Here is a 24,690-nt window from a genome sequence, read left to right as displayed (position 1 = left end):
CCTCATCGAAAGTCACGGGATGAGGTTCGAACTCGCAGGTCCATGAGCTGCAGGTGGTCGGCGACCACGGTCACTGCCCCCTCGGCGTTCTGTACTTTCCCGCGGATCAGCAGAGCAGGTGCAGTGAGAGCGAGCTTCCGATACTTCGCCCACAGACCTACTGAGCAGACGACGTTGACCATCCCCGTCTCGTCCTCCAGGTTGACGAAGGTGACACCGGCTGCCGTAGCCGGTCTCTGTCGGTGAGTCACCGCGCCACCGACGAGTACACGATCTCCGTCCGGAACCGACAGCAACCGATCGGCCGGAAGCACCCCGAGCGCATCGAGCTGCTCACGAAAGAACTGGGTGGGGTACGAGTTCGGCGACACACCTGTCGCCCACACATCCGCCGATGCCAGATCCAAGTCACTCATGCCTGGAAGGACAGGTGCACGCGTCGACGCTCCGAGCCCGGGAAGCAGATGCGATCGCTCACCGGCTGCCGCCCCGGCCGCCCACAGCGCTTCCCGCCGAGTGATGCCGAAGCAACCCAGCGCGCCTGCAGTGGCCAGCGATTCGGCTCGGGCGGTCGAGAGCTCCACCCGTCCCGCGAGATCGACGAAGGATGTGTACGCACCGCCCAGGACTCGCTCCTCGACGATACGCTCGGCGAAATCCTGGCCGATGTGCCGCACGTCCGCGAGACCCATCCGGATCTCGAGACCACCTCCGGTGAGATCCGCGTACCACGAACTCACGTTGACATCGGGGCCGTGGACCTGAACGCCGTGTCTTCGCGCATCGGCGACCAGGGACTGAGGCGAGTAGAACCCCATCGGCTGCGCTCTCAACAGACCTGCGCAGAACGCTGCCGGATGATGCAGCTTGAACCAGGACGAGTAGAACACGAGCGAGGCGAAACTCTGTGAATGACTTTCGGGAAAACCGAAATTCGCAAATGCAAAGAGCTTTTCGAAGATGCGATCTGCAGCCTCACCGACGATGCCGTGCAGTTCGCGCATTCCGTCGTAGAAACGACCACGCATCTCGTTCATTTTTTCCGGGGATCGTTTCGAGCCCATTGCCCGACGTAGTCGATCGGCTTCGGCAGCGCTGAATCCCGCGACGTCGATGGCCATCTGCATGAGCTGCTCCTGGAAGAGCGGCACTCCGAGCGTGCGGTCGAGAGCCTTCTCGAGCGACGGATGATCGAACGTGACAGGTTCGATTCCGTTGCGCCGCTTGATGTATGGATGCACCGAACCGCCCTGGATGGGACCGGGCCTGATCAACGCCACCTCGACGACCAAATCGTAGAACTCCCGGGGTTTGAGCCTCGGCAACGTTGCCATCTGAGCCCGGGACTCCACCTGGAACACCCCCACCGAGTCGGCCCGCTGCAACATGTCGTAGACGGCTTTCTCGCCCAGATCGATGTCCGCAAGATCGATTCGGATCCCTTTGTGCTCGTCCACCAGATCGATCATGTAGTGCAGAGCCGACAGCATGCCCAGGCCCAACATGTCGAATTTGACCAACCCGACTGCAGCGCAATCGTCCTTGTCCCACTGCAATACGCTCCGGTTCGCCATCGTCGCCCATTCGACCGGACACACGTCGGCGATAGGACGGTCGCAGATCACCATGCCACCCGAGTGGATACCGAGATGGCGGGGAAAGCCCTCGATCTGCTGAGCCAGTTCGAGAACGGGCTTGGGGATGTCGCTATCTTCTTGCTCACCGATACCGGACCAACGGGTGACCTGCTTGCTCCAGGCATCCTGCTGCCCCTGCGAGAATCCGAGGGCGCGAGCCATGTCACGAACCGAGGACTTTCCACGGTAGGTGATGACGTTTGCGACCTGCGCAGCGTGTGTGCGGCCGTATTTCTCGTAGACGTACTGAATCGCTTCCTCACGTCTGTCCGATTCGATATCGACATCGATGTCCGGTGGCCCGTCTCGTTCGGGGGCCAGGAAACGTTCGAAAAGGAGCTTGTTCGCCACTGGATCGACATTGGTGATTCCGATGGCAAAACACACCGCCGAGTTGGCTGCCGATCCTCTTCCCTGACAAAGAATGTCACGGTCCTTGCAGAAGGCGACGATGTCGTGAACGACGAGAAAGTAGCCCGGGAAGTGCAACCTCTCGATGATGTCTAGTTCGTACTCGATCTGCGCGTACGCCGATGGGTGGTCGGCCGGCGAACCGTACCGCCGCTCCGCACCCCGCTGCGCGAGCGTACGAAGGTAGCTGATCTCCGTGTGGCCGGCAGGTACGTCGAACGGGGGAAGTTGCGGTGCGATCAGACGAAGATCGAATGCGCACTCCCGACCGAGCTCCGCCGCCGCACCCACGACGCCCGGATAGTGCCCGAACAGCCGAGCCATTTCCTCCCCCGACCGTAGGTGTGTCCCACCGGTGGGTGACAACCATCCAGAGGCCTCGTCCAAGCTCGTTCGCGCCCGCACCGCCGCCATCGCCATCGCCAGGTGGCGGCTGTCCGGTGTGGCGTAATGCGCCGCGGTGGTGGCGACAACCGACAGTCGATACCGAGTCGCGAGCTCGAACAACGCGTCGTTGCGTTCGTCGTCCTCCGGTAGCCCGTGATCGGTGAGCTCCACGGTGACACGGTCGGCGCCGAATCTGTCGACGAGATCGGCCAATGCCGCCTCTGCAGCACCGGGGCCGTCCCTCGCCAGAGCGCGTCGTACATGCCCTTTTCGACAACCGGTGAGAATCTGCCAGTGACCGCCGGCGGCCTCCGACAGAGCGTCGAAATCGTAACGAGGTTTTCCTTTCACGCCGCCCGCCAGATGCGCTGCCGCGATCTCGCGCGAGAGCCGTCGGTACCCCTCCTGCCCACGCGCGAGCACGAGCAGATGCGTGCCGTCCGGATCCAATTCGCCTGCCCTGGATCTGGCCGTTCCCAACGACAGCTCAGCGCCGAACACGGTCTTGATGCCGAGCGCTTTGGCTGCTTCGGCAAACCTGACAACTCCGTAGAAGCCGTCGTGGTCGGTGATCGCAATCGCTTCCAGGCCCAGACGCACAGCCTCTTCGACCATTGCTTCAGGATGACTGGCACCGTCGAGAAAACTGAAGGCCGAATGCGCATGTAGCTCCGCGTACGCAACCGTCGACGGCTCGGTCGAGATCGCACTTCTCTCGTACGCTCCGCGTTTGCGCGACCATGCCGGACTGTCTCCACCGTCGCCGATGATGTCGGGTTTCGGGCGCGCGGGACGGCCGGAGAGAACACGCTCCATCTCCGACCACGTCGGCGGACCCTCGTTCCACCCCATCGCTCACCCCTTTCCTGCCCATCGACTTCCCTGCCCTCGAACGACGACGAAGGCAATGTTCGAACATGTGTTCCCATTAGATCGCACGGCACCGACACAACTCAACCGGGACGTAGCCGATAGGCTCGCTCGTCGGGTAGCACACCGAGAGAGCCGGAGAATGCACGTGAAAAATTGGGCTTCGTTCGTTGTTTCCCACAAGAGATGGGTTCTTACCTTCACCGTCCTCGTGGTGGCGCTGACCGGCGTATGGGGCCTGGGCGTGTTCGGCAAGCTCAGCGAGGGCGGCTTCGTCGACCCGAGTAGCGAGGCCGCCGAGGTCAGCTCCCTCGTCACCGACCTTGGTCAGCCAACCCCGGACATCGTCGCCATCTACACTCCGCCCGAGGGACAGACGATCGACGATATCGGTCCCGACGTCACCGCCGTCCTGGACGAATTCCAGAGCAACTACTCGGTTCAGAACGTTGCTTCCTACTGGACGGCCAACGCCGCTGCCCAGCCGTTTCTCGTGTCCGAGGACGGCACCAAAGCGCTGGCGACAGTCACCCTCGGGCCCAACTCCGGTGTCACGTTCGCCACCTTCGGTGACCTACCGCCACAGCTCGAAGTCCCCGGCGTCACATCTCAGTTCGCCGGCGGTTCGGTCGTCGGCGTCTCGTTCAGCACAACCCTGCAGAGCGACCTCGTTCGCTCCGAGGCAATCGCCATCCCCGTCGTTCTGGTCTTGCTGATCTTCATCTTCGGCGGTGTCGTCGCAGCCGCAGTGCCGGTGTTCGTCGGCATTCTCAGCGTCCTCAGCGCCCTGGCAATACTTCGAGTGCTCACTTCCTTCACCGAGGTCAGTTCGTTCTCGATCAACGTCGCGTCACTACTCGGGCTGGGATTGGCAATCGACTACGGACTGTTCATCGTCAGCCGATTCCGCGAGGAAATGCGATCGGGCTCCGAACCCGCCGACGCAGCCGTGCGCACCGTGCTCACCGCGGGGCGCACCATCGCTTTCTCGGGCCTGCTACTGATCTGCGCCTTCGCCGGGATGCTCGTATTTCCTCAACCCATCCTCAAATCTCTCGGCTTCGGCGCGATGGCGGCAGTGGCGTGCGCTGCGATCCTGTCGCTGACGGCCGTACCGGCACTGCTCGCCCTCCTCGGACACCGCATCAACTCGCTGACGTGGAGCAAGACCGCGTCCGATCGCGGCGAGGCTCGCGCACAGAAGTTCTGGGGTGGCGTCGTCGCCAAGGTGATGCGCAAACCTGGAATCGTCGCCACCGTCATCATCGCCGCGCTTCTCGTGCTGTCCGCACCGGTGCTCAAGATCATGCTCGGCGAAGTCGACTACACAGCGCTCCCGCAGGACGATCCCGCCCGCATCGCTGTCGAGACACTCAACACCGAGTTCCCGACCACCGGCGAAGGAGCCACGATTGTTCTACGCGGCCTCGACGGACAGAAGCCACAGGGTGCCCCAATCGCAGACATCACGAGGCAAGCAGAGTCCTTGGACGGTATCGCGCGCGTCCAATTCACCGGTTCGAGTGACGATTTCGTCGCTATTCAAGCGACGTTCGGTGAACCGTCCGAAGGCGAAACCGAAATGGCATCGTCCAGCAATGCGGTGGCCGAACTCCGCGCGATGACCCCACCCGACGGCACCGAACTTCTCGTCGGTGGCTCCCGAGCCCTCGTCGACGACGGCAACGCCGCCATCGCGAAGTGGCTGCCCGTGATGATCGCGATCATGGTCGTCTCGACGCTGATCCTGCTGTTCCTCGCATTCGGGTCGATCGTGCTGCCGATCAAGGCGGTACTGATGGCCGGATTGAGCCTCGGCGCCACATTCGGTGTCTTGACCTGGGTTTTCCAGGAAGGCAACGGCGCCGAATTGATCGGGGTCACCCCGGCACCACTCGAAGCAACCTTCGTCGTCCTCATCCTTGCCGTCGTGTTCGGGCTCTCCACCGACTACGAGGTGTTCCTGATGTCCCGGATGGTCGAGGCCCGCACCGCCGGCGCGACCACGGAAGAAGCGGTCATCTTCGGCGCACAACGCACCGGACGCATCGTGACAGCAGCCGCCCTCGTTCTCATCGCCGTCACCGGCGCCTTCACCATCTCGGACCTGTCGATCATGCGATTCCTCGGCCTGGGAATGATCTTCGCGCTGATCGTCGACGCCACGATCATCCGAATGCTGCTCGTCCCGTCGCTGGTGAAGCTGATGGGCGATACGAACTGGTGGGCCCCGACCTGGATGAAGAAAATCCACTCGAAAGTAGGAATCGGACACTAGATGCCTCGTACACTCGGCGGGCTCGGGGCGTGGTCCACCCGCGACGGTGACCGAATGTCACATTCGGTCACCCAAGAGGGTGGTTCCGGAACTTACCTTGGAGTAAGTTCACCTTATGGCGAACTACATCGTTACCGGCGGTACGGGCTTCCTGGGGCAGAATCTGCTGCCACTGCTACTGGAGCGTGACCCGTCCGCGCAGGTACACGTACTGGTGCGTCGACAGTCGGTCGCCAAACTCGAACAGCAGGTAGCTGCACTGAGCGGGAAGGACCGGGTGCATCCGCTGATCGGCGACCTCACCGAGCCCGGGCTGGGGCTGGAGGAAACACCGTCGAACATCGATCAGATCGTTCATCTCGGCGCAATCTACGACATCACAGCCGGTGACGAACAGGCCTCGACCAATGTCGACGGCACCCGATCGGTCGCCGAACTCGCGGTACGCCTCGGCGCTCGCCTGCACCACATCTCCTCGATAGCCGTCGCCGGCGACCATGCCGGAACGTTCACCGAGGACGACTTCGACAAGGGCCAACAATTCCCGACGCCGTATCACCGGACCAAGTACGAGTCCGAGAAAATCGTTCGCGAATCGGCGACCGACTGGCGGGTGTATCGCCCTTCTGCGGTACTCGGCCATTCCGAAACCGGAGCGATCGACAAGATCGACGGGCCGTACTTCTTCTTTCCATTCTTCGCCGAACTCGCCAAACTGCCCGACGCGCTGCCCATCACCGTGCCGAACATCGGCGCGACAAATCTCGTTCCGGTCGACTATGTAGCCGCCGCCATCGTCGAGTTGATGCACCGCAACCCGTTGGGCCAAAGAGTTTTTCACCTTGTCAATCCGCGGCCGCAGTCGATGCGTGAGGTATACGCGGCATTCAGCGCGGCCGCGGGCTCGAAAGCCAGAATCGTCGAGATGCCCGGGGCCGTCGCAGCCCCAGTTCTCTCACCTCGGTTCGATGCGATTCGAGCAGGTCGCGATGCCCTGCTCGCCCGGTTCGGCGTCCCGCCCGTCATGCTCGACCACGTCACACTGCCCACCACGTTCGACTCCACGAGAACGCGAAATGCATTGAGCGGAAGCAAGATCAGCGCGCCCCCGCTCGCGTCGTACGCGGACGCGGTGTGGAAGTACTGGCACGACCATCTGGATCCCGTCCGCGCTCGCCGCACAGATCCACGTGGACCGCTGGTCGGACGCACCATCGTCATCACGGGCGGCTCGTCCGGAATCGGCCAGGCCAGCGCGGAAGCTGCAGCGCGCAAGGGTGCCACCGTGATCCTGCTCGCACGAGGTGCTGAACAGCTCGAGGCAGTCGTTGCGGGGATTCGCGCCAAGGGCGGCGACGCATCTGGCTATCCGTGCGATGTAACCGACAGCGAGTCGGTGGAACAGACAGTGAAGAGCATTCTGAGCGAGCACGACCACGTGGACATGCTCGTCAACAATGCGGGCCGGTCGATTCGTCGTTCGTTGTACAGGTCCACAGACAGACTTCACGATTTCGAACGCACCATGGCCGTCAACTACTTCGGCGCGGTTCGATTGGTGCTGGCTCTGCTGCCGCACATGCGTGAGCGCAGATTCGGTCACATCGTCAACATCAGCAGCGCCGCGGTACAGGGGCACACGCCTCGATTTGCCGCCTACGTGGCGAGCAAGGCGGCCCTCGACGGGTTCGCCGATGTCGCTGCAGCGGAAACACTGTCCGACGGAATCACCTTCACGACCATTCACATGCCTCTTGTTGCGACACCGATGATCACTCCGACCGGTGACAAGAACGTCGGCCCGGTGGTGTCCGCAGAGAAGGCCGCGGCGATGGTGATGCGTGCGCTGATCGACAAGCCGAAGAGAATCGATACCCCACTCGGCACACTCGGTCAGTTCGGCAGCATATTCACTCCGAAAGGCAAGGATCGGACATTGCACCAGTTCTACCGCCGGTTCCCCGATTCTGCTGCCGCCAAGGGTGACAAGACCGAGACTTCCCTCCCAGCCGACTACGCTCCGAAGGACGTGTACGACGCCTCCACTCCCTCCGCGCGGGTAGCGAAACTCGCCCGCCGGCTAGGCAGGCTCGTGCCCGGCACGTACTGGTGATCCGCTGACCGGGTCAGCCCAACAGGTTCCGTCGCCAGTGACGCACGAATCCTTGGCTCAGGTAAGCAAGCGAACCGGCTGCGGTGACCCACTTGACGGTACTGACGACGGTGGTGGCTCGAACGACGTTGTCGCTGATCAGTTCTCGATTGTCGACGAGGGTCAACCCGACGATGTTCTCGATGTAGTCACAGGCAGCTGATACCGCCGGCGCGACTGCCAGCGCCCTGACGGTGGCGGGTCCCGGGACTGACTCGGGGTTCAGCGATGCCTTGGCGGTCAGACTCCTCGCACCCGCCCGCAGCGCCATGGCGTAGATCGCGGGGTGGACGAGATCCGGGAAGTAGTGGCTGCGGAACCGCGCGGTTTCGGCGTCGTCCATGCTCGCCAGGATCTCTCGGTAGCGTCTTTCCGACCACGCTGTCTGCACCTGGAGCACTTTCGGTCCGGCAGGACCGAGCAGCCGGACGATGTTGGCCTGTGAGACGACGAACAACGCCGACCACACGATCAGTTTCCGGTCGAGCACGCTCAGGGCCATGGCCGAATCCTAGTAGGTCAAGAACGGCAGAACTGTCGCTTCGAACGCCGCGTAGGCATCGCGGTGGATGCTGTGTCCACTGCGAAACACCTCGACTCGGCAATCGCGTATCGCACCTGTCATGAGCTCCAGACGTACCGGATCGACCATCCCACCTGGACCTCCGCGGAGAATCAAAGTAGGAGCAGCGATATCCGACAGCGCTTTCCACCACTGCGCATTGGGCTTGCGGAACTGTTCGAGCGCAGGTGCGGTCATCGACCGATCGAAGGCCAGCGCGGCGCGCGGGTGCCGAATGACGGTGGTTCCGGCATGCCAGAGTTCGGTGATCGACGGAAACTTCCCGGTCAGCTTCGGTGGCGCATCACCCGGTCTGATCGGAATCGGCAGTTCCTCGACCACGAGCCGACGTACGAGCGTCGGACGGCGCTGCGCCACCACGGTGGCGGCGTAACCGCCGAGCGAATGTCCCACGATGTCGACCTCGGTGAGCCCGAGATGGTCGATCAACGCAAGAACATCTCCTCCGAAGGACTCGAATTCGTAGGTCGGCGTGTGCGCGCTACGGCCGTGTCCGCGTAGATCGACGGCGATGGCGTGGCGGCCGTTGGTGGTCAGCGTCCGTGCGAAACGATCCCATGTACCGCCGTCGCCGCCCATCCCGTGCACCAGCACAACGGGCACGTCATCGGCTTTCAGCGCCGGGGTGAACGAGCGATACGCAATATCGATGCCATCCAGTTCGACAGTCTCCGTCGTCATCTCCATTGCTTCGACAGTAGCGGCCGTTGTGTCTGTCGCGCGGGGTGTCTGTCGCGCGGGCACTGTCATTCGTAGATGCCTTCCACCCGCCACTGTCCCCCATCGAACACCAGCAACAACGCTCGATCGTCCGCGAGCAGCACCTGCACACGAGCCACCGGTCCGGTCGCTGTGAGACCGCCGTCCCACCAACGCTCGTCGACCGGCCATGGCCCGGCCAACCCGGCGAGGTCCCACTCCTTCGTTCCCCAACGCATGCGCGCCGGTCGAGTGTCGAAGTGGCCGCGTTCGGTGACACCGACGCCCGACCCGGCGCGATTCATCAGAGTCACTGCCGGTCGCGAAACGATCACCGCTGCCGGCGCAGGTTCGGGCAATCGCCCCGGCCACGGAGCGCTTGGATCCGTCAGCGGTACCAGCTCGTCGCCGAGGGGACGCAACGTGATCCGCTCGGCCGGACCCCGCCCCCCGCTGAGCACGCCGCCCAGTACCGAGTCGCCACCGAGCAGGCCCTGCACTCGCACGAGCGCTCGACGCGCCCGCTCGTCCTCGTCGCCGACGCTCCCCCAGAGCCCCAGTTGCAATTCCTCGGCTGCGACGACTTCGACCGGCTCCAACCGTAGGACCACGATGCCCGACGTCGGTTTGTTCTCGCTTCGTCCTGTCAACCATCCATCGAGCTGCCAACGAACTCGATCGGCCGTCCCCTCAGGAGTGAGCGGCTCGGCGCACCGCCATGTCCGTGACAGGCTTTCGCCGCTACCGGTACTTGCGTGCACCAGCAGTCGAGTACATGCGACGGCGGCGGCAGCGAGCTTGGTGTGCAGTTGCTCGGCCATTCCGCGACCGGCGAAGGCAGCCGCATCGACTCGATCGATCGGCGGATCGCAGAGATACTCCACATCGAGATCCGGCGGCAGTGCTCGAGCCGACGGCGGACGTTCGGGCTCTCCCCGCGCACTCCGGTGCGCCAGGATCGCGTCGGTACCGAACCTCGACGCCACATCCCCCGGCGTCAGCGCAGCAAAATCTCCGATGGTTCGCAAACCCAGGCGTCGCAGTAGGTCGACGAGTTCATCACGATTCGCTGCAGCCATGCTCGGTTCGGCAGAAAGCTCGGCCACCGGCAGCGGTGACAGAAATCCGGCGCCTCCACCACGCGGCACCACCTGCGCATGCCGCGCCGCGATCACTGCGGTGGACAGCTCGTCGGCTATCCCGACCTGGCATTCGACGCCCGCTGCCGAGGCCTCGTCGATCAGCCGTTCCACGGCCAGATGCTCGGACCCGAAGTAACGCGCAACGCCCCGGGCTGCAAGGACGAGCAGTCCCGGCCGCAGCACTTCGACGCCGGGCGCGATCGCCGCGATGGCCGATACCACCGGCTCGAACACCCGAGCGTCTCGATCGGCGTCGGCCAGAGCGATATGTATCTCCGGGCAGCGTGCCTGAGCTTCCCTCCGCCGCACACCACGCTTGACGCCGAACGTTCGAGCCGTCGCAGAGCAGGCGATGACGCGATTGGCCGACGTGACAGCCACCGGGTGGGTGGCTGGAAGGTCCGCCAGAGCGGCCGCAGCAACCGCAGGCCAATCGGGACACCACAGAGCAAGAACGCGGCTCATGTCGACACCGCGACGGGCAGCGATACGGGCGCAGCGTCGCGCTCGTCGGCGAACCACTCGACACGACCACCGACGGAGCGTAGGTCGAGCCGAACAGTGCGGGTACGCATCGCCTTGCCTCGAGCGGACACCGACAACCGAATCGATCGAAGCCGCCCTCGCCCCAGCTCTCGGCCGCTCCCGAGCCCGTCGTACCCGTGTACCGAGGCTTCGAGTCGTAATTCGGCTCCGTCCCAGCGTCCGTCCGTGACCAGCAACGTCGCGCCTTTGCTGCGTGCCCTCGCCACCACGGCCCGAGCTCGGGTGGGCGCGACCGATTCACCACCGAGACCGAGCACGACCAGGTCCACACCGTCGAGCAGGATGGCCGCGACCTCCACCGGATCGGACCCTGGATCGGGAATCAATGCCAACTTGTTCAACTGCGCCCCCATCTCGACGGCAGCAAGAACGCCGAACCGCGGCAGCCCGATGACAGCGACATGCCCTCCGGCACTCGTCACCGCAGCCACCACACCGAGCAACAACGAGCCTGCGCCCGACACCGAGACCACAGTCCCCCGGACCAACCCGCCATGCGGCAGCACACCGGCTATGACCTCGGGCACCGGGAGAACAGAACGCGTGCGCCCGGCCGCTTTCGGGGATGAAGCAGTCGATCGTTCCTCGACCGGTTGTGTCTCATGATGCTCGATACGCTCCGACGCCGATTCCCCTCGCGAGGGCACCTCTGCCATCCGTCGACGCAGCAACGCAACCCGCTCGGGCAGGGACAGGCCACCCAGCGCATCCGGCGAAGCGGAAGCATCCGATACAGACATGTCACTCCCCTTGCACACTGAAACCAGCACATGAATTTCGCGAGCTCGAACACACGGGAAGTGGAGCATTCGAACACACTTTCGATTCTCGTTCCAAGTAAAGCCGGTCGGGTGCCAGCTCGTCAAGGCGACAGCGTTTGCGCTGGTAGAAACCATGACGAGGCTCCTGCGGGCAGTGATGCTCACCGTCCACTAACCTGTGGTCGTGACCGAGCAGCAACGCACCGCACGGGTTGTGGGACCCGACTACCTTCTCGCCGGCAGGTACCGCCTCGCCTACAAGCTCGGCGGTGGCGGAATGGGCGCGGTCTGGCTCGCGCAGGACACACTTCTCGCCCGCAAGGTCGCCGTCAAACAGGTCACCTCGACGGCGCACCTGAGCGACGAAGCGGCTCGCGAGGTACGCAACCGCGCCATGCGCGAGGGCCGCATCGCCGCCCGCTTGTCGAGCCCCCACGCCATCGCCATGTACGACGTCGCGATCGAAGACGGTGAACCATGGCTGGTCATGGAGTACATGCCCTCACGCAGCCTCGCGCAGGCACTCAACACCACGGACTTTCTACCGCCGTACGAGGTGGCACAGGTCGGAGCGCAGGTGGCCGACGCACTCATCGAGGCGCACGAGGCGGGAATCGTCCATCGCGACATCAAGCCCGGCAACATTCTGATCGCCGATCGCGGACGCACCCTGGGCATCGTCAAGATCAGCGACTTCGGCATCTCGCGCGCGAGAGGCGATGTCGAGGAATCGGATTCGAGCGTCATCACCGGTACGCCGGCCTACTTCGCCCCCGAGGTCGCACGCGGGCAGGATCCCACCGAGGCGAGCGATGTGTTCTCCCTCGGCGCGACGCTCTACACAGCCATCGAAGGCAAGCCGCCGTTCGACATCGACCAGGATTCCATCGCACTGCTCCACCGAGTTGCCCGAGGCCAGATCATCGCCCCCACCAGGTCCGGTGATCTGACCCAGGCATTGCTGCACATGCTCGAACCCGATCCGTCGCGCCGACCGTCGATGACGCAGGCACGCGACGAGATGATCCTCGGCGCAATCAACAGCCGAGGGAGCATCGCGCAATTACGAGGTGTACCCCTCACCTCGTCCAAAGGCACAGTGCCCACCTGGGCTCATCGGTCCACACCCGTCGCCGAAACCCGCCGCCCCTCGCGAGAATTCGGCAAGACCATCGCCGGACTCCCCGCCGTACGTTCCGGTGGCAACCTGGACGGACACGAGCCGAAGCCGTACGCGCCGCCGCCATTCGACCCCCCGAGGAAGAAGAATCCGCTCGATGTGGTCCTGGACCGCATCGACGACGCCGTCGGCGACAAGGTCGACGTCTCACCCGCGGTGATCCTGGCCGGAATCGTCGCGGTGATCGTTCTACTGTCGATCCTCGCAATCGCCCTGTAGGCGCTTCGCACATGTGAGCGGAAATACGTGTCCCACTATGTATTTCCACTCACATGCGCGTCAGCGCCCTCAATCGATGCGCCGATTGTGCGCCCACCTCGTGAGCGCATTCCTGTTCGACTGCTGCGTCTTTCGGAGAACGTTGGACGCGTGGGTTTCGACGGTCTTGACCGAGATGAACAGGTCTTCGGCGATCTCTCGGTAGGTGTAGCCACGCGCGAGGAGCCGAAGCACCTCGAGCTCGCGTGGCGTCAACGAATCCAGTTCGGGATCGAGGGGAGGCTCCGGCGCCGCCGACTTTCCGGTGAACGAGTCGAGCACGAACCCGGCGAGGCGAGGGGAGAACACCGCGTCTCCCCCGGCGACGCGTCGCACACCGTCGGCGAGTTCGGCCCCGGAGATGGTCTTGGTGACATAGCCGCGCGCACCTGCACGGATGACAGCGATGACGTCCTCGGCCGCGTCGGATACCGACAGCGCCAGGCAGACCGGACCGGCCGATATTCGCCCGAGGACGGCGACGCCCCCGCCATCAGGCATGTGGACATCGAGCAGGACGACGTCGGGCTTGGTGGTCTCGATGCCCGCCACCGCGTCAGCGACGCCACCTGCCTCACCGACCACTTCGAGATCGGGTTCACGCCCCAGTTCGGCGCGCACCCCGGAACGGAACACTGCATGGTCGTCGACGAGAAAGACACGAAGAGTGTCGGTCACCTGGGCTGCTCCTGCGGTATCGGCTGCTGCGGTATCGGTTGTTCGGTATCGACGTGTTCCGCTGGCTGAGGCTCCTCTGGTGTGCGGTTGCGGGGCATCAGAATTCGGACTTCCGTTCCCTTGCCCACCTGGGAGCGTACAGATACCTCGCCACCGCGCCTCTCGATTCTTGCGCGGATCGATTTGGCGAGGCCCTGCCGATCCACCGGCACGAGGTCCTCGTCGAATCCGACGCCTCGGTCGCGAACGAACACCGTCACCTTGTCCGGTTCTGTCTCGGCGAACAAATCGATGTTGGTCTCCCCCGAATGCTTGGCTGCATTGACCAATGCTTCACGCGTGGCGCCGAGCAAGGCGGTGAAATGCTCACGCGGCAGACCGGATTCCGAGTCGATTGCCGAAAGCTGCACGTCTCCGACCGTGATCGGCCGAACCGTCACACCGTGCTGGTCCTCGACCTCGCCGGAGATGGTCTTGAGCGCCTCGGACAGCGACGAGTGGTCCGGGTCGCCGCCCTCGAACAACCACTTTCGCAGCTCGCGCTCCTGACCACGCGCCAGCCGCATCACCTCCTGCGGCTGATCGGACTGCTTCTGAATCAACGCCAGCGTCTGCAACACCGAATCGTGCAGGTGAGAGGCGATCTCCTCTCGTTCGTCGTTGCGAATACGGGCCGAGCGCTCCGTATTCAACGTGCGCCACATCCGCAACCACACCGGAACGGTGAGCAACGCGGCACCGACAAGGGTGACGATGACGGCCAACAACGACGATCGGACCGCTGCGATGTCGACACGTGCGAGAACCACGACACCCAGGCCGAGAACGATGAGCGTCGCACCTCCTACCACCCGGGCCCAGCTGAGCACGGTCGGCTTCTTCGGCATGCCCAGAACCGAACGTGGGCCGTCGGAATCGAATTCGCGCCATACCAGCGCCGCACCGATCACGACCACCACGATCGGAACCAGAACCGATGCTGCGGTGCCGTCCAGCAACCATGCCAATCCGGCGGCGAGTCCGAGACCGAGCGCCGAGAGTCCGAGCGCCCGCTGGCGTTCCGCGTCGCTCGGGCGGTCCACATCGGTGCCCGCGGGTGTGAACACCCACAGCAGCCCATAGGCGAAGATGCCGGCACCGGCCATGACGGCGAGCAACGCGAACGCCACCCGGACCTTGAACACGTCGACGCCCAAATGATCCGACAGGCCGCCGGCCACCCCACCCACGATGCGACCGCCACCCCGCCGGTAGAACTTCACCGGATCGGGGCCCGCGGACGTGGGCAGTAGCTCGACATGGTTCACGTCTCCGATCCTGGCACGAATCGGAGGTCTGCCGCATCAGGGTCTCCCCTGATGTTCCACTGCCCACATGTTCCACTGCCCACCGACTCGAACCGAGGACGAGACTCGGTCAGGAGAAGATCAGGGCGATCCCTGATGCAATTGCTGCCGAGACGGACCACGATGGTTCTATGAGCAACGCAACCGTCTCCGACCAGCTACAACATATGTGGCGAACTCGTCCGTACCGGTTGCCGCAGCGAGGCCACATTGCGGGAGTCGCCGCAGGCATCGGGTACCGCTACGGCATCGACCCCGTTCTCGTTCGTGTCGCCCTGGTCGTCGGAACCATCTTCGGCGGCGCCGGGATCGTCCTCTACCTCGCGGCCTGGCTTCTCTTCAGCAAAGCAGGCGACACCGCCTCGCCCGCGGAATCTCTCATCGGCAAAGGCGGCAGCTCGGACTCCACGACCAAGGTCGTGGTTCTGATCGTCGCTCTGGTCATCGTGGTCTCGACGATCGGACCGGTCGGAGTCGGCATGGGCGGTTCCGGATTGATCAGCATGGTGGCTCTGTTGGCTGGGTGGTGGTTGTTGTATCAACGCCGGCCCGAACCTCCCGAGTTTCTTCCGGACGGCGCCCAGGCCTATCTCCAGCAGGGCTTTCCGATTTCGTTCAACTCCCCGTACGGCCCGAACGTGGGCGTGCCGAACAGCCCCTGGGCAGGTGCCAACTACCGGCCACCGAACTATGACGCCACTCGCCCCCCGTACACCCCGTATACGACGCTTCCCAGCAATTACGTCCCGAACCCGAGTCCGGCCGCGCCGCCGGAGGAGTCCACATCGGTGAATCTGACGAAGGACACCGGCGAGTCGGCGATCCCAGATCAGCCGACACCCCCGTCCTGGGATCCGCTCGGGGTCGCACCATTCGCCTGGGACCTACCGGAACCGGCGTCGGCGCAGGTACCCGAGGCGGCGGAGAAGAAGCACCGATCACGGTGGACGACGAGTTTCATCGGACTGGCACTGGTGGCCGCGGCCGTGACGGCGGGTATCGCGTACGCCTCGGATTCGACGTGGCTGACGCCCGCGCGTATCGGCGCGGTAGCTCTCGCCGTCGTCGCAGTCGGACTCATCCTCGGTGCGTTCCTACGCAGGGGGTACGGGTTGCTCGTGGTAACCGGGCCCCTGCTGGCGTTCGTGGTCCTCGCCTCGATCGTGGGGCCGATTTCGATCGACGGCGCCAACTCGGGTGAGCAGCGAGTGGCGCCCACCACGTTGGCCGAACTGCAGCCGAGCTACGCCGTGCAGGTGGGTGATCTGCAGCTCGACCTCTCCGGACTCGAGCTCACCGAGGACGCCACGGTCGAGATCACCGTCGCTGCGGGCAACGCCACCGTGATCGTCCCGTGGTCGATGAACGTGCTGACCGAGTGCACAGCCGTCTTCGGCTCGACCTCGTGCGAGCCCGAAAGTGTTCGCCAGCGCGGCAACTCAGCCGAGAACACGCACGTCCTGATGATCGACGGAAACGTACAATTCGGAAACCTGGAGGTCATCCGTGAATGAGACATGGCAATACGGCGACAGCGACGAGGACACCCCCGAACAGAACAAGGCCCGCTCCCGCCCGTCCGCACTGCTCTTCCTCGTCGGCCTCGCTGCGATGATCGTCAGCGTGAGCGCGCTGATCGGGCCACCGGCCATCGAAGCGCTCGGCAACGTCGAGTTCCGCTGGGTGTTCGTCATAGCGGCGATCGTCATCGGACTGACTCTGCTGGTGGCTCCGAGCCGCAAGAAAAACTAGCTACTCACTCCCACTCGATCGTGCCCGGTGGCTTGCTCGTCACATCGAGAACGACTCGGTTGACCTCCGACACCTCGTTGGTCACCCGAGTCGAAATCGTTTCCAGCACGTCGTAGGGCAGACGGGTCCAGTCGGCCGTCATCGCATCCTCGCTCGACACGGGACGCAACACGATCGGGTGACCGTAGGTACGACCGTCGCCCTGCACACCGACGCTGCGCACGTCGGCGAGCAGTACCACCGGGCACTGCCAGATCTGCTCGTCGAGCCCGGCGGCCGTCAGTTCCTCGCGCACGATCGAATCGGCCTGACGCAGCGTAGCCAGCCGGTCTCGGGTGATCTCACCGACGATTCGGATCGCGAGGCCGGGTCCGGGGAACGGCTGGCGACCGACGATGTCCTCGGGCAGACCCAGTTCACGACCGACGGCACGAACCTCGTCCTTGAACAGCGTCCGCAGCGGCTCCACCAGCGCGAACTGGAGGTCGTCCGGCAGACCACCGACGTTGTGATGGCTCTTGATGTTCGCAGTACCCGAACCTCCACCGGATTCGACGACATCGGGGTAGAGGGTGCCCTGCACGAGGAACTCCACCTCGGCTCCGTGCGAGGCGTTCTCGCCCAGCACCTCGGCGACAGCGCCTTCGAAGCTGCGAATGAACTCGCGGCCGATGATCTTGCGCTTCTCCTCGGGGTCCGAGACTCCGTCGAGTGCCCCGAGGAAGGTGTCGACGGCGTCCACGGTGACGAGCTTGGCGCCGGTCGCAGCGACGAAGTCCTGCTGAACCTGCTCACGTTCACCCTCGCGCAGCAGACCGTGGTCCACGAACACACAGGTCAAACGGTCGCCGATGGCGCGTTGAACGAGAGCGGCGGCCACTGCCGAGTCGACGCCGCCCGACAGTCCGCAGATCGCCTGCCCGTCGGGGCCGACCTGCTCCTGAATCTGCTCGACGAGAGCGTCGGCGATGTTCGCGGCCGTCCACTCGGCCTTGATGCCCGCCGTCTCGTGCAGGAAGCGGCTCAGAACCTGCTGCCCGTGCGGCGAGTGCATCACCTCGGGGTGGTACTGCACGCCCGCGAGGCGGCGCTCGGTGTTCTCGAACGCTGCCACGGGTGCGCCCGCGCTCGTCGCCGTGACGGTGAACCCGTCCGGTGCCGCTGTGACGGCGTCGCCGTGCGACATCCACACCGGCTGTGTGGCAGGCAGACCTTTGTGCAGCACACCGCCGTCGACGCTCAACTGCGTCCGGCCGTACTCGCGTGTTCCGGTGTGCGAGACCGTTCCGCCGAGCGCCTGGGCCATTGCCTGGAACCCGTAGCAGATGCCGAAGACCGGGATGTCGAGGTCGAACACCTTGCTGTCGAGAGCGGGAGCGCCCTCGGCGTACACACTGGACGGTCCGCCCGAGAGCACCAACGCGACCGGGTTCTTCTCGGCGATCTCCTCGACCGTAGCGGTGTGCGAGATGACTTCGGAGAACACGTTCGCCTCGCGAATACGCCTTGCGATGAGCTGTGCGTACTGAGCACCGAAGTCGACGACGAGTACGGGCCTGGGCAGTGCAGTTTCGGGCTGCTGCGATGCGGTCACCGGGTCAGTCTAGTGGGGGTCACCGCCCGCGAATTACGCAGCACCCGAGGTGGCAGGCTTAGGTTTGTGATCCGGTTTGTGGTCCGGAGTACGGATCTCGACGATGGGCAAGCGCAGAGCCGCCGGAGCGGATGCGGGCACCGCGGGGCTGTTCGGAGCGATCGGATCCACCCGCTCGTAGGGCAAGCCCTGTCGCGGCCGAAGATCCTGCTCGCCCTTGTTCGGCCAGAGTGCTGCGGCGCGTTCGGCCTGGGCGCTGATGGTCAGCGAAGGATTGACGCCCAGGTTGGCCGACACAGCGGCACCGTCGACGACGAACATCGTCGGGTAGCCGTGAACACGCTGGTAGGGGTCGATGACACCGTGTTCGGGATCGGACGCGATGGCGCATCCACCCAGGAAGTGCGCCGTCAGCGGGATGTTGAACAGCTCACCCCACGTGCCACCTGCGACGCCGCCGATCTTCTTCGCGATCCGCCGAGTTGCATCGTTCCCCTCGGGAATCCAGGTCGGGTTCGGTTCACCGTGCCCCTGCTTGCTCGAGACCTTGCGACCGAAGATTCCGCGCTTGGTGAACGTGGTGATGGAGTTGTCGAGGTTCTGCATGACGAGCGCAATGATGGTGCGCTCGCTCCAGTTCTTGACGTTGACCACGCGAACGAAGTCGGCCGGGTTCCGCAGGAGTGCGATCAAGAACTTGAGCCAGCGCGGAATGCGGCCTCCGCCATCGGTCATCAACGTCTGCAGCAGTCCCATCGCGTTCGAGCCCTTGCCGTAGCGAACCGGCTCGATGTGCGTGTTCGAGGACGGGTGGAACGAGGAGGTGATGGCGACACCCTTGGTCAGATCCACGTTCGGATCGACTTTCAGCTTCGCCGCGCCGACGATGGACTCGGAGTTGGTCCGGGTGAGCTCGCCGAGCTTGTCGGACAGCTTCGGCAGCTTGCCCTCGTCCTTCATCTTGTGGAGCAAGTTCTGCGTGCCCCACGTGCCGGCTGCCAGCACGACGTGCGCGGCGGTAAAGGTCTTCGGGCCCTTACGAACCCACGCGCCCGTTCGCTCGGTCGTCACATCCCAGGTGCCGTCGGACAGGGCGCGCAGGCCGGTTACCGTCGTCATGGGGATGATCTCCGCGCCGGCTCGTTCGGCCAGGGCGAGGTAGTTCTTGAGCAGTGTGTTCTTGGCGCCGTGTCGGCAGCCGGTCATGCACTCGCCGCATTCGATGCAGCCTGTCCGCTCGGGTCCTGCGCCGCCGAAGTACGGGTCGTCGACCTTCTTGCCGGGCTCGTCGCCGAAGAACACACCGACCGGGGTTTGGATGAAGGTGTCAGCGACGCCCATGTCCTCGGCAACGGACTTCATGACCTCGTCGGCGGGTGTCATGTGCGGGTTGCGAACGACTCCGAGCATGCGAGTCGCCTGGTCGTAGAACGGTGCGAGTTCACTGCTCCAGTCGGTGATGTGGGCCCACTGCTTGTCCTTGAAGAACGGCTCCGGCGGCTGGTACAGCGTGTTCGCGTAGTTCAGCGAGCCACCACCGACGCCCGCGCCCGCGAGAATCAGGCAGTCGCGCAACAGGTGGACGCGCTGAATGCCGTAGCAACCGAGCTTCGGCGCCCACAGGAAGCGTTTGAGATCCCAGCTGGTCTTGGCGAAATCCTCGTCCTCGTACCGACGTCCGGCTTCGAGAATGCCGACCCGGTAACCCTTCTCGACGAGGCGCAGTGCGGTGACGCTGCCGCCGAACCCGGATCCGACGATCAATACGTCGTAATCCGTCTTGCGAGCCTGTGAACTCCGAGCTTGTGCACTCATGGTGACCTCCGCCGTACGTGATGCAGCTAGCCGTTGCTCATCGACACCCACATACGATGTGATGGCGACCACATCGTATGTGACATACGCGCTGAGGTGACAACGGGCTTGTGACAGTTGACACATGCCACTGTAGCTGTAACTCGAAGTGTCACCAAGCTGGCACCATGGCGCTACGCCCGAACGTTCAAGCCCACCTTCTGGAACTCCTTCAGATCCGAGTAGCCGGATTTCGCCATGGAACGACGCAAACCTCCCACAAGGTTGATGGACCCGTAGGGCTCACTCGACGGACCGTGCAGCACCTCGTCCAAGGACGGGCGCTCACCCGCAGCGACGGGTAGCAGAGCGCCGCGCGGCATCGAGGGGTGGGCAGCGGCCGACGGCCAGTACCAGCCTCCACCCGGCGCTTCCGCGGCAGCAGCGAGCGGCGCGCCGAGAACGGCAGCGTCGGCGCCACAGGCAATGGCCTTCGCAAGAGCACCCGAGGTGGTGATGTCACCGTCGGCGATGACGTGGACGTAGCGTCCACCCGTCTCGTCCATGTAATCGCGTCGTGCAGCAGCAGCATCGGCGATGGCGGTGGCCATGGGAACGCCGATGCCCAGCACCTCGCCCGACGTCGTGCCGCCCTCGACCGAGCCGTACCCGACGATGACACCGGCGGCACCGGTACGCATCAGGTGCAGCGCAGTGCGGTGATCGCTCACGCCGCCGGCGATGACGGGCACGTCGAGGTCCGAGATGAATGTCTTGAGGTTGAGCGGCTCCCTGTCGCTGTGTGCAACGTGCTCGGCCGAAATGATGGTGCCCTGAATGACCAGCAGATCGACACCGGCCGCCACCAGTGCAGGGGTCAACCACTTGGCGCTCTGCGGGCTCACCCGCACCGCGACCGTCACTCCCGACGCACGAACCCGAGCGACCGCGGCGGCCAGCAGATCCGGCTGCAGCGGAGCGGCATGCAACTTCTGCAGAAAGGCCACGGGCGCATCGACATCGAAGTCGTTCTCCGCGATGGCGACCAGCTCGTCGATCTTCGCCTGAACATCGGTGTGGCGCGCCCACAGTCCTTCACCGTTGACGACGCCGAGGCCCCCCTGCTTGCCCAACGCGATGGCGAACTCCGGCGAGACCAGCGCGTCCGTGGGATGAGCAAGTACCGGTATGTCGAAGCGATAGGCGTCGAGCTGCCAGGCCGTCGACACCTCCTTCGACGACCGCGTACGGCGCGAAGGCACGATATCGATATCGTCGAGCTGGTAGGTACGCCGGGCTTCTCTGCCCATGCCGATTTCAACGAGGTCGCGCACGCGCGCACCTTTCCTTGGAGTTCAATGAAATTCGCTTGTGATGCCGAGGCGATCAGCGGGTCGCGTAGTTCGGCGCTTCCGCTGTCATCGTGACGTCGTGTGGGTGGCTTTCCTTCAGACCCGCGGCAGTGATCTGCACGAATTGGGCGTTCTGCAGATCCTCGATCGAATTGGATCCGGTGTAGCCCATCGCCGCGCGCAAGCCGCCGGTCAACTGATGAATGACCTGATTCAGTGGGCCGCGGTAAGGAACGCGGCCCTCGATGCCCTCAGGTACCAATTTGTCCTCGGCGAGCACATCATCCTGGAAGTAGCGGTCTTTGGAGAACGACTTCACCGCACCACGTCCCTGCATGGCACCCAGTGAACCCATGCCGCGGTAGCTCTTGAACTGCTTGCCATTGACCAGAATCAGTTCGCCCGGCGACTCCGCCGTACCGGCGAGCAACGAACCGAGCATTGCCGTCGACGCGCCGGCCGCCAGTGCTTTGGCGATATCACCCGAGAACTGGAGTCCGCCGTCCGCGATCACTGGAACGCCGTGCTGCTTGCACGCCGTGACCGCTTCGAGGATTGCGGTGATCTGCGGCGCACCCACGCCTGCGACGACGCGTGTGGTGCAGATCGAGCCCGGACCGACACCTACCTTGACCCCGTCGGCGCCGGCTTCGACGAGCGCCAGCGCACCCGCTCGGGTCGCTACGTTGCCGCCGACGATCTGAACACGTTCGCCCACCTCGGCCTTGAGCTTGCTGACCATCTCGAGGACCTGAGCGTTGTGCCCGTGCGCAGTGTCGACGACGAGGACGTCGACGCCCGCATCGGCCAGCGCCATGGACCGCGACCACGCGTCCTGCCCGACGCCAACTGCGGCGCCGACCAGCAGCCGTCCGTCGCGGTCCTTCGTCGCGTACGGATGCTGCTCGGTCTTGACGAAATCCTTGACTGTGATCAGTCCGGTGAGCGCTCCCTGCCCGTCGACGATGGGGAGCTTCTCGATCTTGTGGCGTCGCAGCAGTCCGAGCGCGGCCTCGGCCGTGACACCTTCGCGTGCGGTGATGAGCGGAGCCTTGGTCATCACATCGGCGACGCGACGGTTCTGGTCCACCTCGAAGCGCATGTCGCGGTTGGTGATGATCCCGACGAGCGCGCCGGTCTCGTCCGTGACGGGCAGCCCGGAGATCCGGAATCGTGCGCACATCGCGTCGACCTCGGCGAGGGTGTCCGTCGGCTTGCAGGTGACCGGGTCGGTGACCATTCCGGCCTCGGACCGCTTGACCGTCTCCACCTGTGCGGCCTGGTCTTGCCAGGAGAGGTTGCGGTGCAGGACCCCCATGCCGCCGGCTCGCGCCATGGCGATGGCCATCCGCGCCTCGGTGACCGTGTCCATCGCCGAACTGACGAGCGGAACCCTCAGCCTGATCTCACGGGTGAGCTGACTGGACGTGTCCACCGCACTGGGGATCAAGTCCGACGCAGCAGGCAGTAGAAGGACATCGTCGAAGGTCAGACCGAGCATGGCGACCTTGTTGGGGTCGTCACCGCCGGTACGGACGTGGGCTCCGGAACTACTCATGTGGATCTGGCCCTCCCTAGAGCCTGGATGCTCCTCGTTGCACGCAAGAGACGATGCGTGGACGAGAGGCGTGTCGAGAACGGATGGAGAACTTTCGGCGAGTACGCGCGCTCACTCGCGCGGCGCCTGCCTATGGTATCGGCTCCGCCCAACCAGCGTGAACGCGCATCGGAGGGGGCGCCCGACCCGTGCACGAGCCGCGGTCGAGGCCGACTGCACAACCACGATCGCGCATTGATCTCGGTGTGCCGATAGTCGAACGGCTGGCGCAGACCCACCAATCCTGCGTACCGTGGAGGCGTGCGCGATCAATTGCCTCCAGGTCTACCGCCGGATCCCTTCGCCGGTGACCCCGCCGACCCCTCGGCCGCCCTCGACGCGATCGAACCCGGCCAGCCACTCGATCCTCAGGAGCGGCTCGCCGTAGAGGAAGATTTGGCGGACCTTGCCGTGTACGAGGCTCTCCTCGGACACCGAGGCATCCGCGGTCTCGTCGTGTGCTGCGAGGACTGCCAGCAGGATCACTACCACGACTGGGACATGCTCCGAGCCAATCTTCTCCAGCTGCTCGTCGACGGCACCGTGCGTCCTCACGAGCCCGCATACGATCCGGTGCCGGACGCGTATGTCACGTGGGACTACTGCCGTGGCTACGCAGACGCATCGATGAACGATGCGTTGCACGGCGACGGTTACGACAACTGACGCAGGCTGCTTCGGCGCCCCTGAGTACGGACCAACATGCAAAGGTGCCCTCCACGAAATCGTGGAGGGCACCTTTGCATGTGACTCGGCTGAATCCTGCTCAGCCGCCGTTGTCGGCCGTGTCGACACGCGGTTGCTGTGATGTCCCGCCCGAAGTCGAGCCACTTGCAGTTGCCGTCGGGCTCGGCTCGCGCAAGATGGTCGGATTCGGAACGGTGGTGGTAACCGGCGGTTCCGAGGGTGCGGGCGATACCGGCGCACTCGATACCGGCGGAAGCGCGGGCTCGGTTGTGATCGGCGGCAGCGGCTGCTGCGGAACCGACGTCACAGGAACACCGGGGATCGCTTCCGGTGCCACGGTGCCAACCGGGGGTGCAGGCAGAATGGGGGCCTGGAGAATCGGCGGAATCGTCGGGATCGTTGGCACGAACGTCTGCACTTGATCGAGCAATCGTTGCATCCAGATCTCGAGATCGGAGCGCTGAGCGGGGTTGATGACCGACCCGGTACTCGCAGCCGCCCCGTCGAGGAGAGCCCGAGCTCCGTCGACATCGCCGGATGCGATCAGTTCTTCGGCCTGTTCCAGCTTCGACGTCGTCTCCATTTGAGCGACGGTGGAATCGGCCTGCTCCGAGAACACGACAGACTTCACACTCCACAGCGGATCTCCGGGCGCGGAATCGTACGAGAAGGCAACCAAGCCGCCCACGACGACGGCAATCGCCGCCGCGGCACCCGCCACTGGCCTGAGCAGACTCGATCGCCTACCGACCGATGCCCTTCGGGACAAACCGGCGGCGGCGATCTCGTGATCGACCGCTGCGGCCACCTCATCCAGGTCAGGACCCGACGGAAGTGCTGGAGCGATGATCTCGGCTCGCCAGTTCGTCAGCAGCAATGCGAGCTGGTATTCGTCGGCGTTGTCCGTGGCGACCGGGCCGTCACCGCGGATCGCCTCGATGAACTCGTCGTCTCGTCGCACTGCAGCAATGTCTACTGGACCGGTT

The 24,690-nt window shown here is 64.4% G+C and carries 18 protein-coding genes; 6 read left to right on the top strand and 12 right to left on the bottom strand.

The window, feature by feature from the left end:
• Window positions 1-2 precede the first annotated feature (2 nt).
• Window positions 3-3,287, bottom strand: coding sequence for an error-prone DNA polymerase (locus tag J1M86_RS09785; RefSeq protein ID WP_206509670.1), 3,285 nt, complete (start codon window positions 3,285-3,287; stop codon window positions 3-5).
• Between the two features lie 166 nt (window positions 3,288-3,453).
• On the opposite strand from J1M86_RS09785, the gene J1M86_RS09780 reads away from it, so the two are divergent.
• On the top strand, window positions 3,454-5,583 hold the full coding sequence (locus J1M86_RS09780; RefSeq protein ID WP_206509669.1) for an MMPL family transporter: 2,130 nt from the start codon (window positions 3,454-3,456) through the stop codon (window positions 5,581-5,583).
• 115 nt (window positions 5,584-5,698) lie between these two features.
• A complete protein-coding gene (locus J1M86_RS09775) occupies window positions 5,699-7,696 on the top strand; it encodes an SDR family oxidoreductase (protein WP_206509668.1) in 1,998 nt (665 codons plus the stop codon).
• 13 nt (window positions 7,697-7,709) lie between these two features.
• On the opposite strand, the gene J1M86_RS09770 is transcribed toward J1M86_RS09775, so the two are convergent.
• Genes J1M86_RS09770 through J1M86_RS09755 form a run of 4 tightly spaced genes read right to left on the bottom strand, consistent with a single transcriptional unit; the run spans window position 7,710 to window position 11,445 of the window.
• Window positions 7,710-8,237 (bottom strand): hypothetical protein, encoded by a 528-nt coding sequence (locus tag J1M86_RS09770; RefSeq protein ID WP_206509667.1) that lies wholly within the window; start codon window positions 8,235-8,237, stop codon window positions 7,710-7,712.
• 9 nt (window positions 8,238-8,246) lie between these two features.
• Window positions 8,247-9,005 carry an alpha/beta fold hydrolase gene (locus J1M86_RS09765; protein ID WP_206509666.1) on the bottom strand — a complete coding sequence of 253 codons (759 nt, stop codon included), beginning with the start codon at window positions 9,003-9,005 and terminating at the stop codon, window positions 8,247-8,249.
• Between the two features lie 59 nt (window positions 9,006-9,064).
• Complete coding sequence (locus tag J1M86_RS09760) at window positions 9,065-10,624, bottom strand: DNA polymerase Y family protein (protein WP_206509665.1); 1,560 nt, start codon at window positions 10,622-10,624, stop codon at window positions 9,065-9,067.
• On the bottom strand, window positions 10,621-11,445 hold the full coding sequence (locus J1M86_RS09755) for a hypothetical protein (RefSeq protein WP_206509664.1): 825 nt from the start codon (window positions 11,443-11,445) through the stop codon (window positions 10,621-10,623). Before J1M86_RS09755 ends, J1M86_RS09760 begins: the two co-directional genes overlap by 4 nt.
• A gap of 205 nt (window positions 11,446-11,650) precedes the next feature.
• Here J1M86_RS09755 and J1M86_RS09750 point away from each other — a divergent pair, with 205 nt between their 5' ends.
• Entirely contained in the window at window positions 11,651-12,865 is a 1,215-nt protein-coding gene (locus J1M86_RS09750) for a serine/threonine-protein kinase (RefSeq protein ID WP_206509663.1), read from the top strand.
• A 69-nt stretch (window positions 12,866-12,934) separates the two neighbouring features.
• Here J1M86_RS09750 and J1M86_RS09745 read toward each other — a convergent pair whose 3' ends face one another.
• Both J1M86_RS09745 and J1M86_RS09740 read right to left on the bottom strand, forming a co-directional pair.
• A complete protein-coding gene (locus tag J1M86_RS09745; RefSeq protein WP_206509662.1) occupies window positions 12,935-13,582 on the bottom strand; it encodes a response regulator transcription factor in 648 nt (215 codons plus the stop codon).
• Window positions 13,579-14,889 carry a PspC domain-containing protein gene (locus J1M86_RS09740; RefSeq protein ID WP_307786584.1) on the bottom strand — a complete coding sequence of 437 codons (1,311 nt, stop codon included), beginning with the start codon at window positions 14,887-14,889 and terminating at the stop codon, window positions 13,579-13,581. Before J1M86_RS09740 ends, J1M86_RS09745 begins: the two co-directional genes overlap by 4 nt.
• Before the next feature lie 170 nt (window positions 14,890-15,059).
• Here J1M86_RS09740 and J1M86_RS09735 point away from each other — a divergent pair, with 170 nt between their 5' ends.
• The gene (locus tag J1M86_RS09735) at window positions 15,060-16,442 is read left to right on the top strand and encodes a PspC domain-containing protein (RefSeq protein ID WP_206509661.1); all 1,383 of its coding nucleotides are present in this window, start codon (window positions 15,060-15,062) and stop codon (window positions 16,440-16,442) included.
• Window positions 16,435-16,680, top strand: a complete 246-nt coding sequence (locus J1M86_RS09730) for a hypothetical protein (RefSeq protein ID WP_206509660.1) — start codon at window positions 16,435-16,437, stop codon at window positions 16,678-16,680. Before J1M86_RS09735 ends, J1M86_RS09730 begins: the two co-directional genes overlap by 8 nt.
• 4 nt (window positions 16,681-16,684) lie before the next feature.
• Here the strand turns inward: J1M86_RS09730 and guaA are convergent, their stop codons facing one another.
• The 4 genes from guaA to guaB all read right to left on the bottom strand — a co-directional run bounded on the left by guaA (window position 16,685) and on the right by guaB (window position 22,978).
• Window positions 16,685-18,274, bottom strand: coding sequence for a glutamine-hydrolyzing GMP synthase (gene guaA, locus J1M86_RS09725; protein ID WP_206509659.1), 1,590 nt, complete (start codon window positions 18,272-18,274; stop codon window positions 16,685-16,687).
• Between the two features lie 33 nt (window positions 18,275-18,307).
• Window positions 18,308-20,089, bottom strand: a complete 1,782-nt coding sequence (locus tag J1M86_RS09720; protein ID WP_206509658.1) for an FAD-dependent oxidoreductase — start codon at window positions 20,087-20,089, stop codon at window positions 18,308-18,310.
• A 173-nt stretch (window positions 20,090-20,262) separates the two neighbouring features.
• A complete protein-coding gene (locus tag J1M86_RS09715) occupies window positions 20,263-21,402 on the bottom strand; it encodes a GuaB3 family IMP dehydrogenase-related protein (RefSeq protein WP_075838867.1) in 1,140 nt (379 codons plus the stop codon).
• A 52-nt stretch (window positions 21,403-21,454) separates the two neighbouring features.
• A complete protein-coding gene (gene guaB, locus J1M86_RS09710) occupies window positions 21,455-22,978 on the bottom strand; it encodes an IMP dehydrogenase (RefSeq protein ID WP_075838866.1) in 1,524 nt (507 codons plus the stop codon).
• 300 nt (window positions 22,979-23,278) lie between these two features.
• On the opposite strand from guaB, the gene J1M86_RS09705 reads away from it, so the two are divergent.
• Complete coding sequence (locus J1M86_RS09705) at window positions 23,279-23,683, top strand: DUF5319 domain-containing protein (protein WP_075838865.1); 405 nt, start codon at window positions 23,279-23,281, stop codon at window positions 23,681-23,683.
• A gap of 100 nt (window positions 23,684-23,783) precedes the next feature.
• Here J1M86_RS09705 and J1M86_RS09700 read toward each other — a convergent pair whose 3' ends face one another.
• Window positions 23,784-24,665: an anti-sigma-D factor RsdA gene (locus J1M86_RS09700; RefSeq protein WP_307786583.1), complete on the bottom strand. Its 882-nt coding sequence runs from the start codon at window positions 24,663-24,665 to the stop codon at window positions 23,784-23,786.
• Window positions 24,666-24,690: the final 25 nt, after the last annotated feature.

The sequence above is a fragment of the Rhodococcus sp. KRD197 genome, from assembly GCF_017168235.1.
Lineage (GTDB): Bacteria > Actinomycetota > Actinomycetes > Mycobacteriales > Mycobacteriaceae > Rhodococcoides.
This window is presented reverse-complemented; position numbering and strand designations above follow the sequence as displayed.

Excerpts from the sequence above, each read along its gene's own strand:
- J1M86_RS09785 (WP_206509670.1), bottom strand. The coding sequence starts at position 3,287 with ATGGGGTGGAACGAGGGTCCGCCGACGTGGTCGGAGATGGAGCGTGTT.
- J1M86_RS09775 (WP_206509668.1), top strand. The coding sequence starts at position 5,699 with ATGGCGAACTACATCGTTACCGGCGGTACGGGCTTCCTGGGGCAGAAT.
- J1M86_RS09770 (WP_206509667.1), bottom strand. The coding sequence starts at position 8,237 with ATGGCCCTGAGCGTGCTCGACCGGAAACTGATCGTGTGGTCGGCGTTG.
- J1M86_RS09765 (WP_206509666.1), bottom strand. The coding sequence starts at position 9,005 with ATGGAGATGACGACGGAGACTGTCGAACTGGATGGCATCGATATTGCG.
- J1M86_RS09760 (WP_206509665.1), bottom strand. The coding sequence starts at position 10,624 with ATGAGCCGCGTTCTTGCTCTGTGGTGTCCCGATTGGCCTGCGGTTGCT.
- J1M86_RS09755 (WP_206509664.1), bottom strand. The coding sequence starts at position 11,445 with ATGTCTGTATCGGATGCTTCCGCTTCGCCGGATGCGCTGGGTGGCCTG.
- J1M86_RS09735 (WP_206509661.1), top strand. The coding sequence starts at position 15,060 with ATGAGCAACGCAACCGTCTCCGACCAGCTACAACATATGTGGCGAACT.
- J1M86_RS09720 (WP_206509658.1), bottom strand. The coding sequence starts at position 20,089 with ATGAGTGCACAAGCTCGGAGTTCACAGGCTCGCAAGACGGATTACGAC.
- guaB (WP_075838866.1), bottom strand. The coding sequence starts at position 22,978 with ATGAGTAGTTCCGGAGCCCACGTCCGTACCGGCGGTGACGACCCCAAC.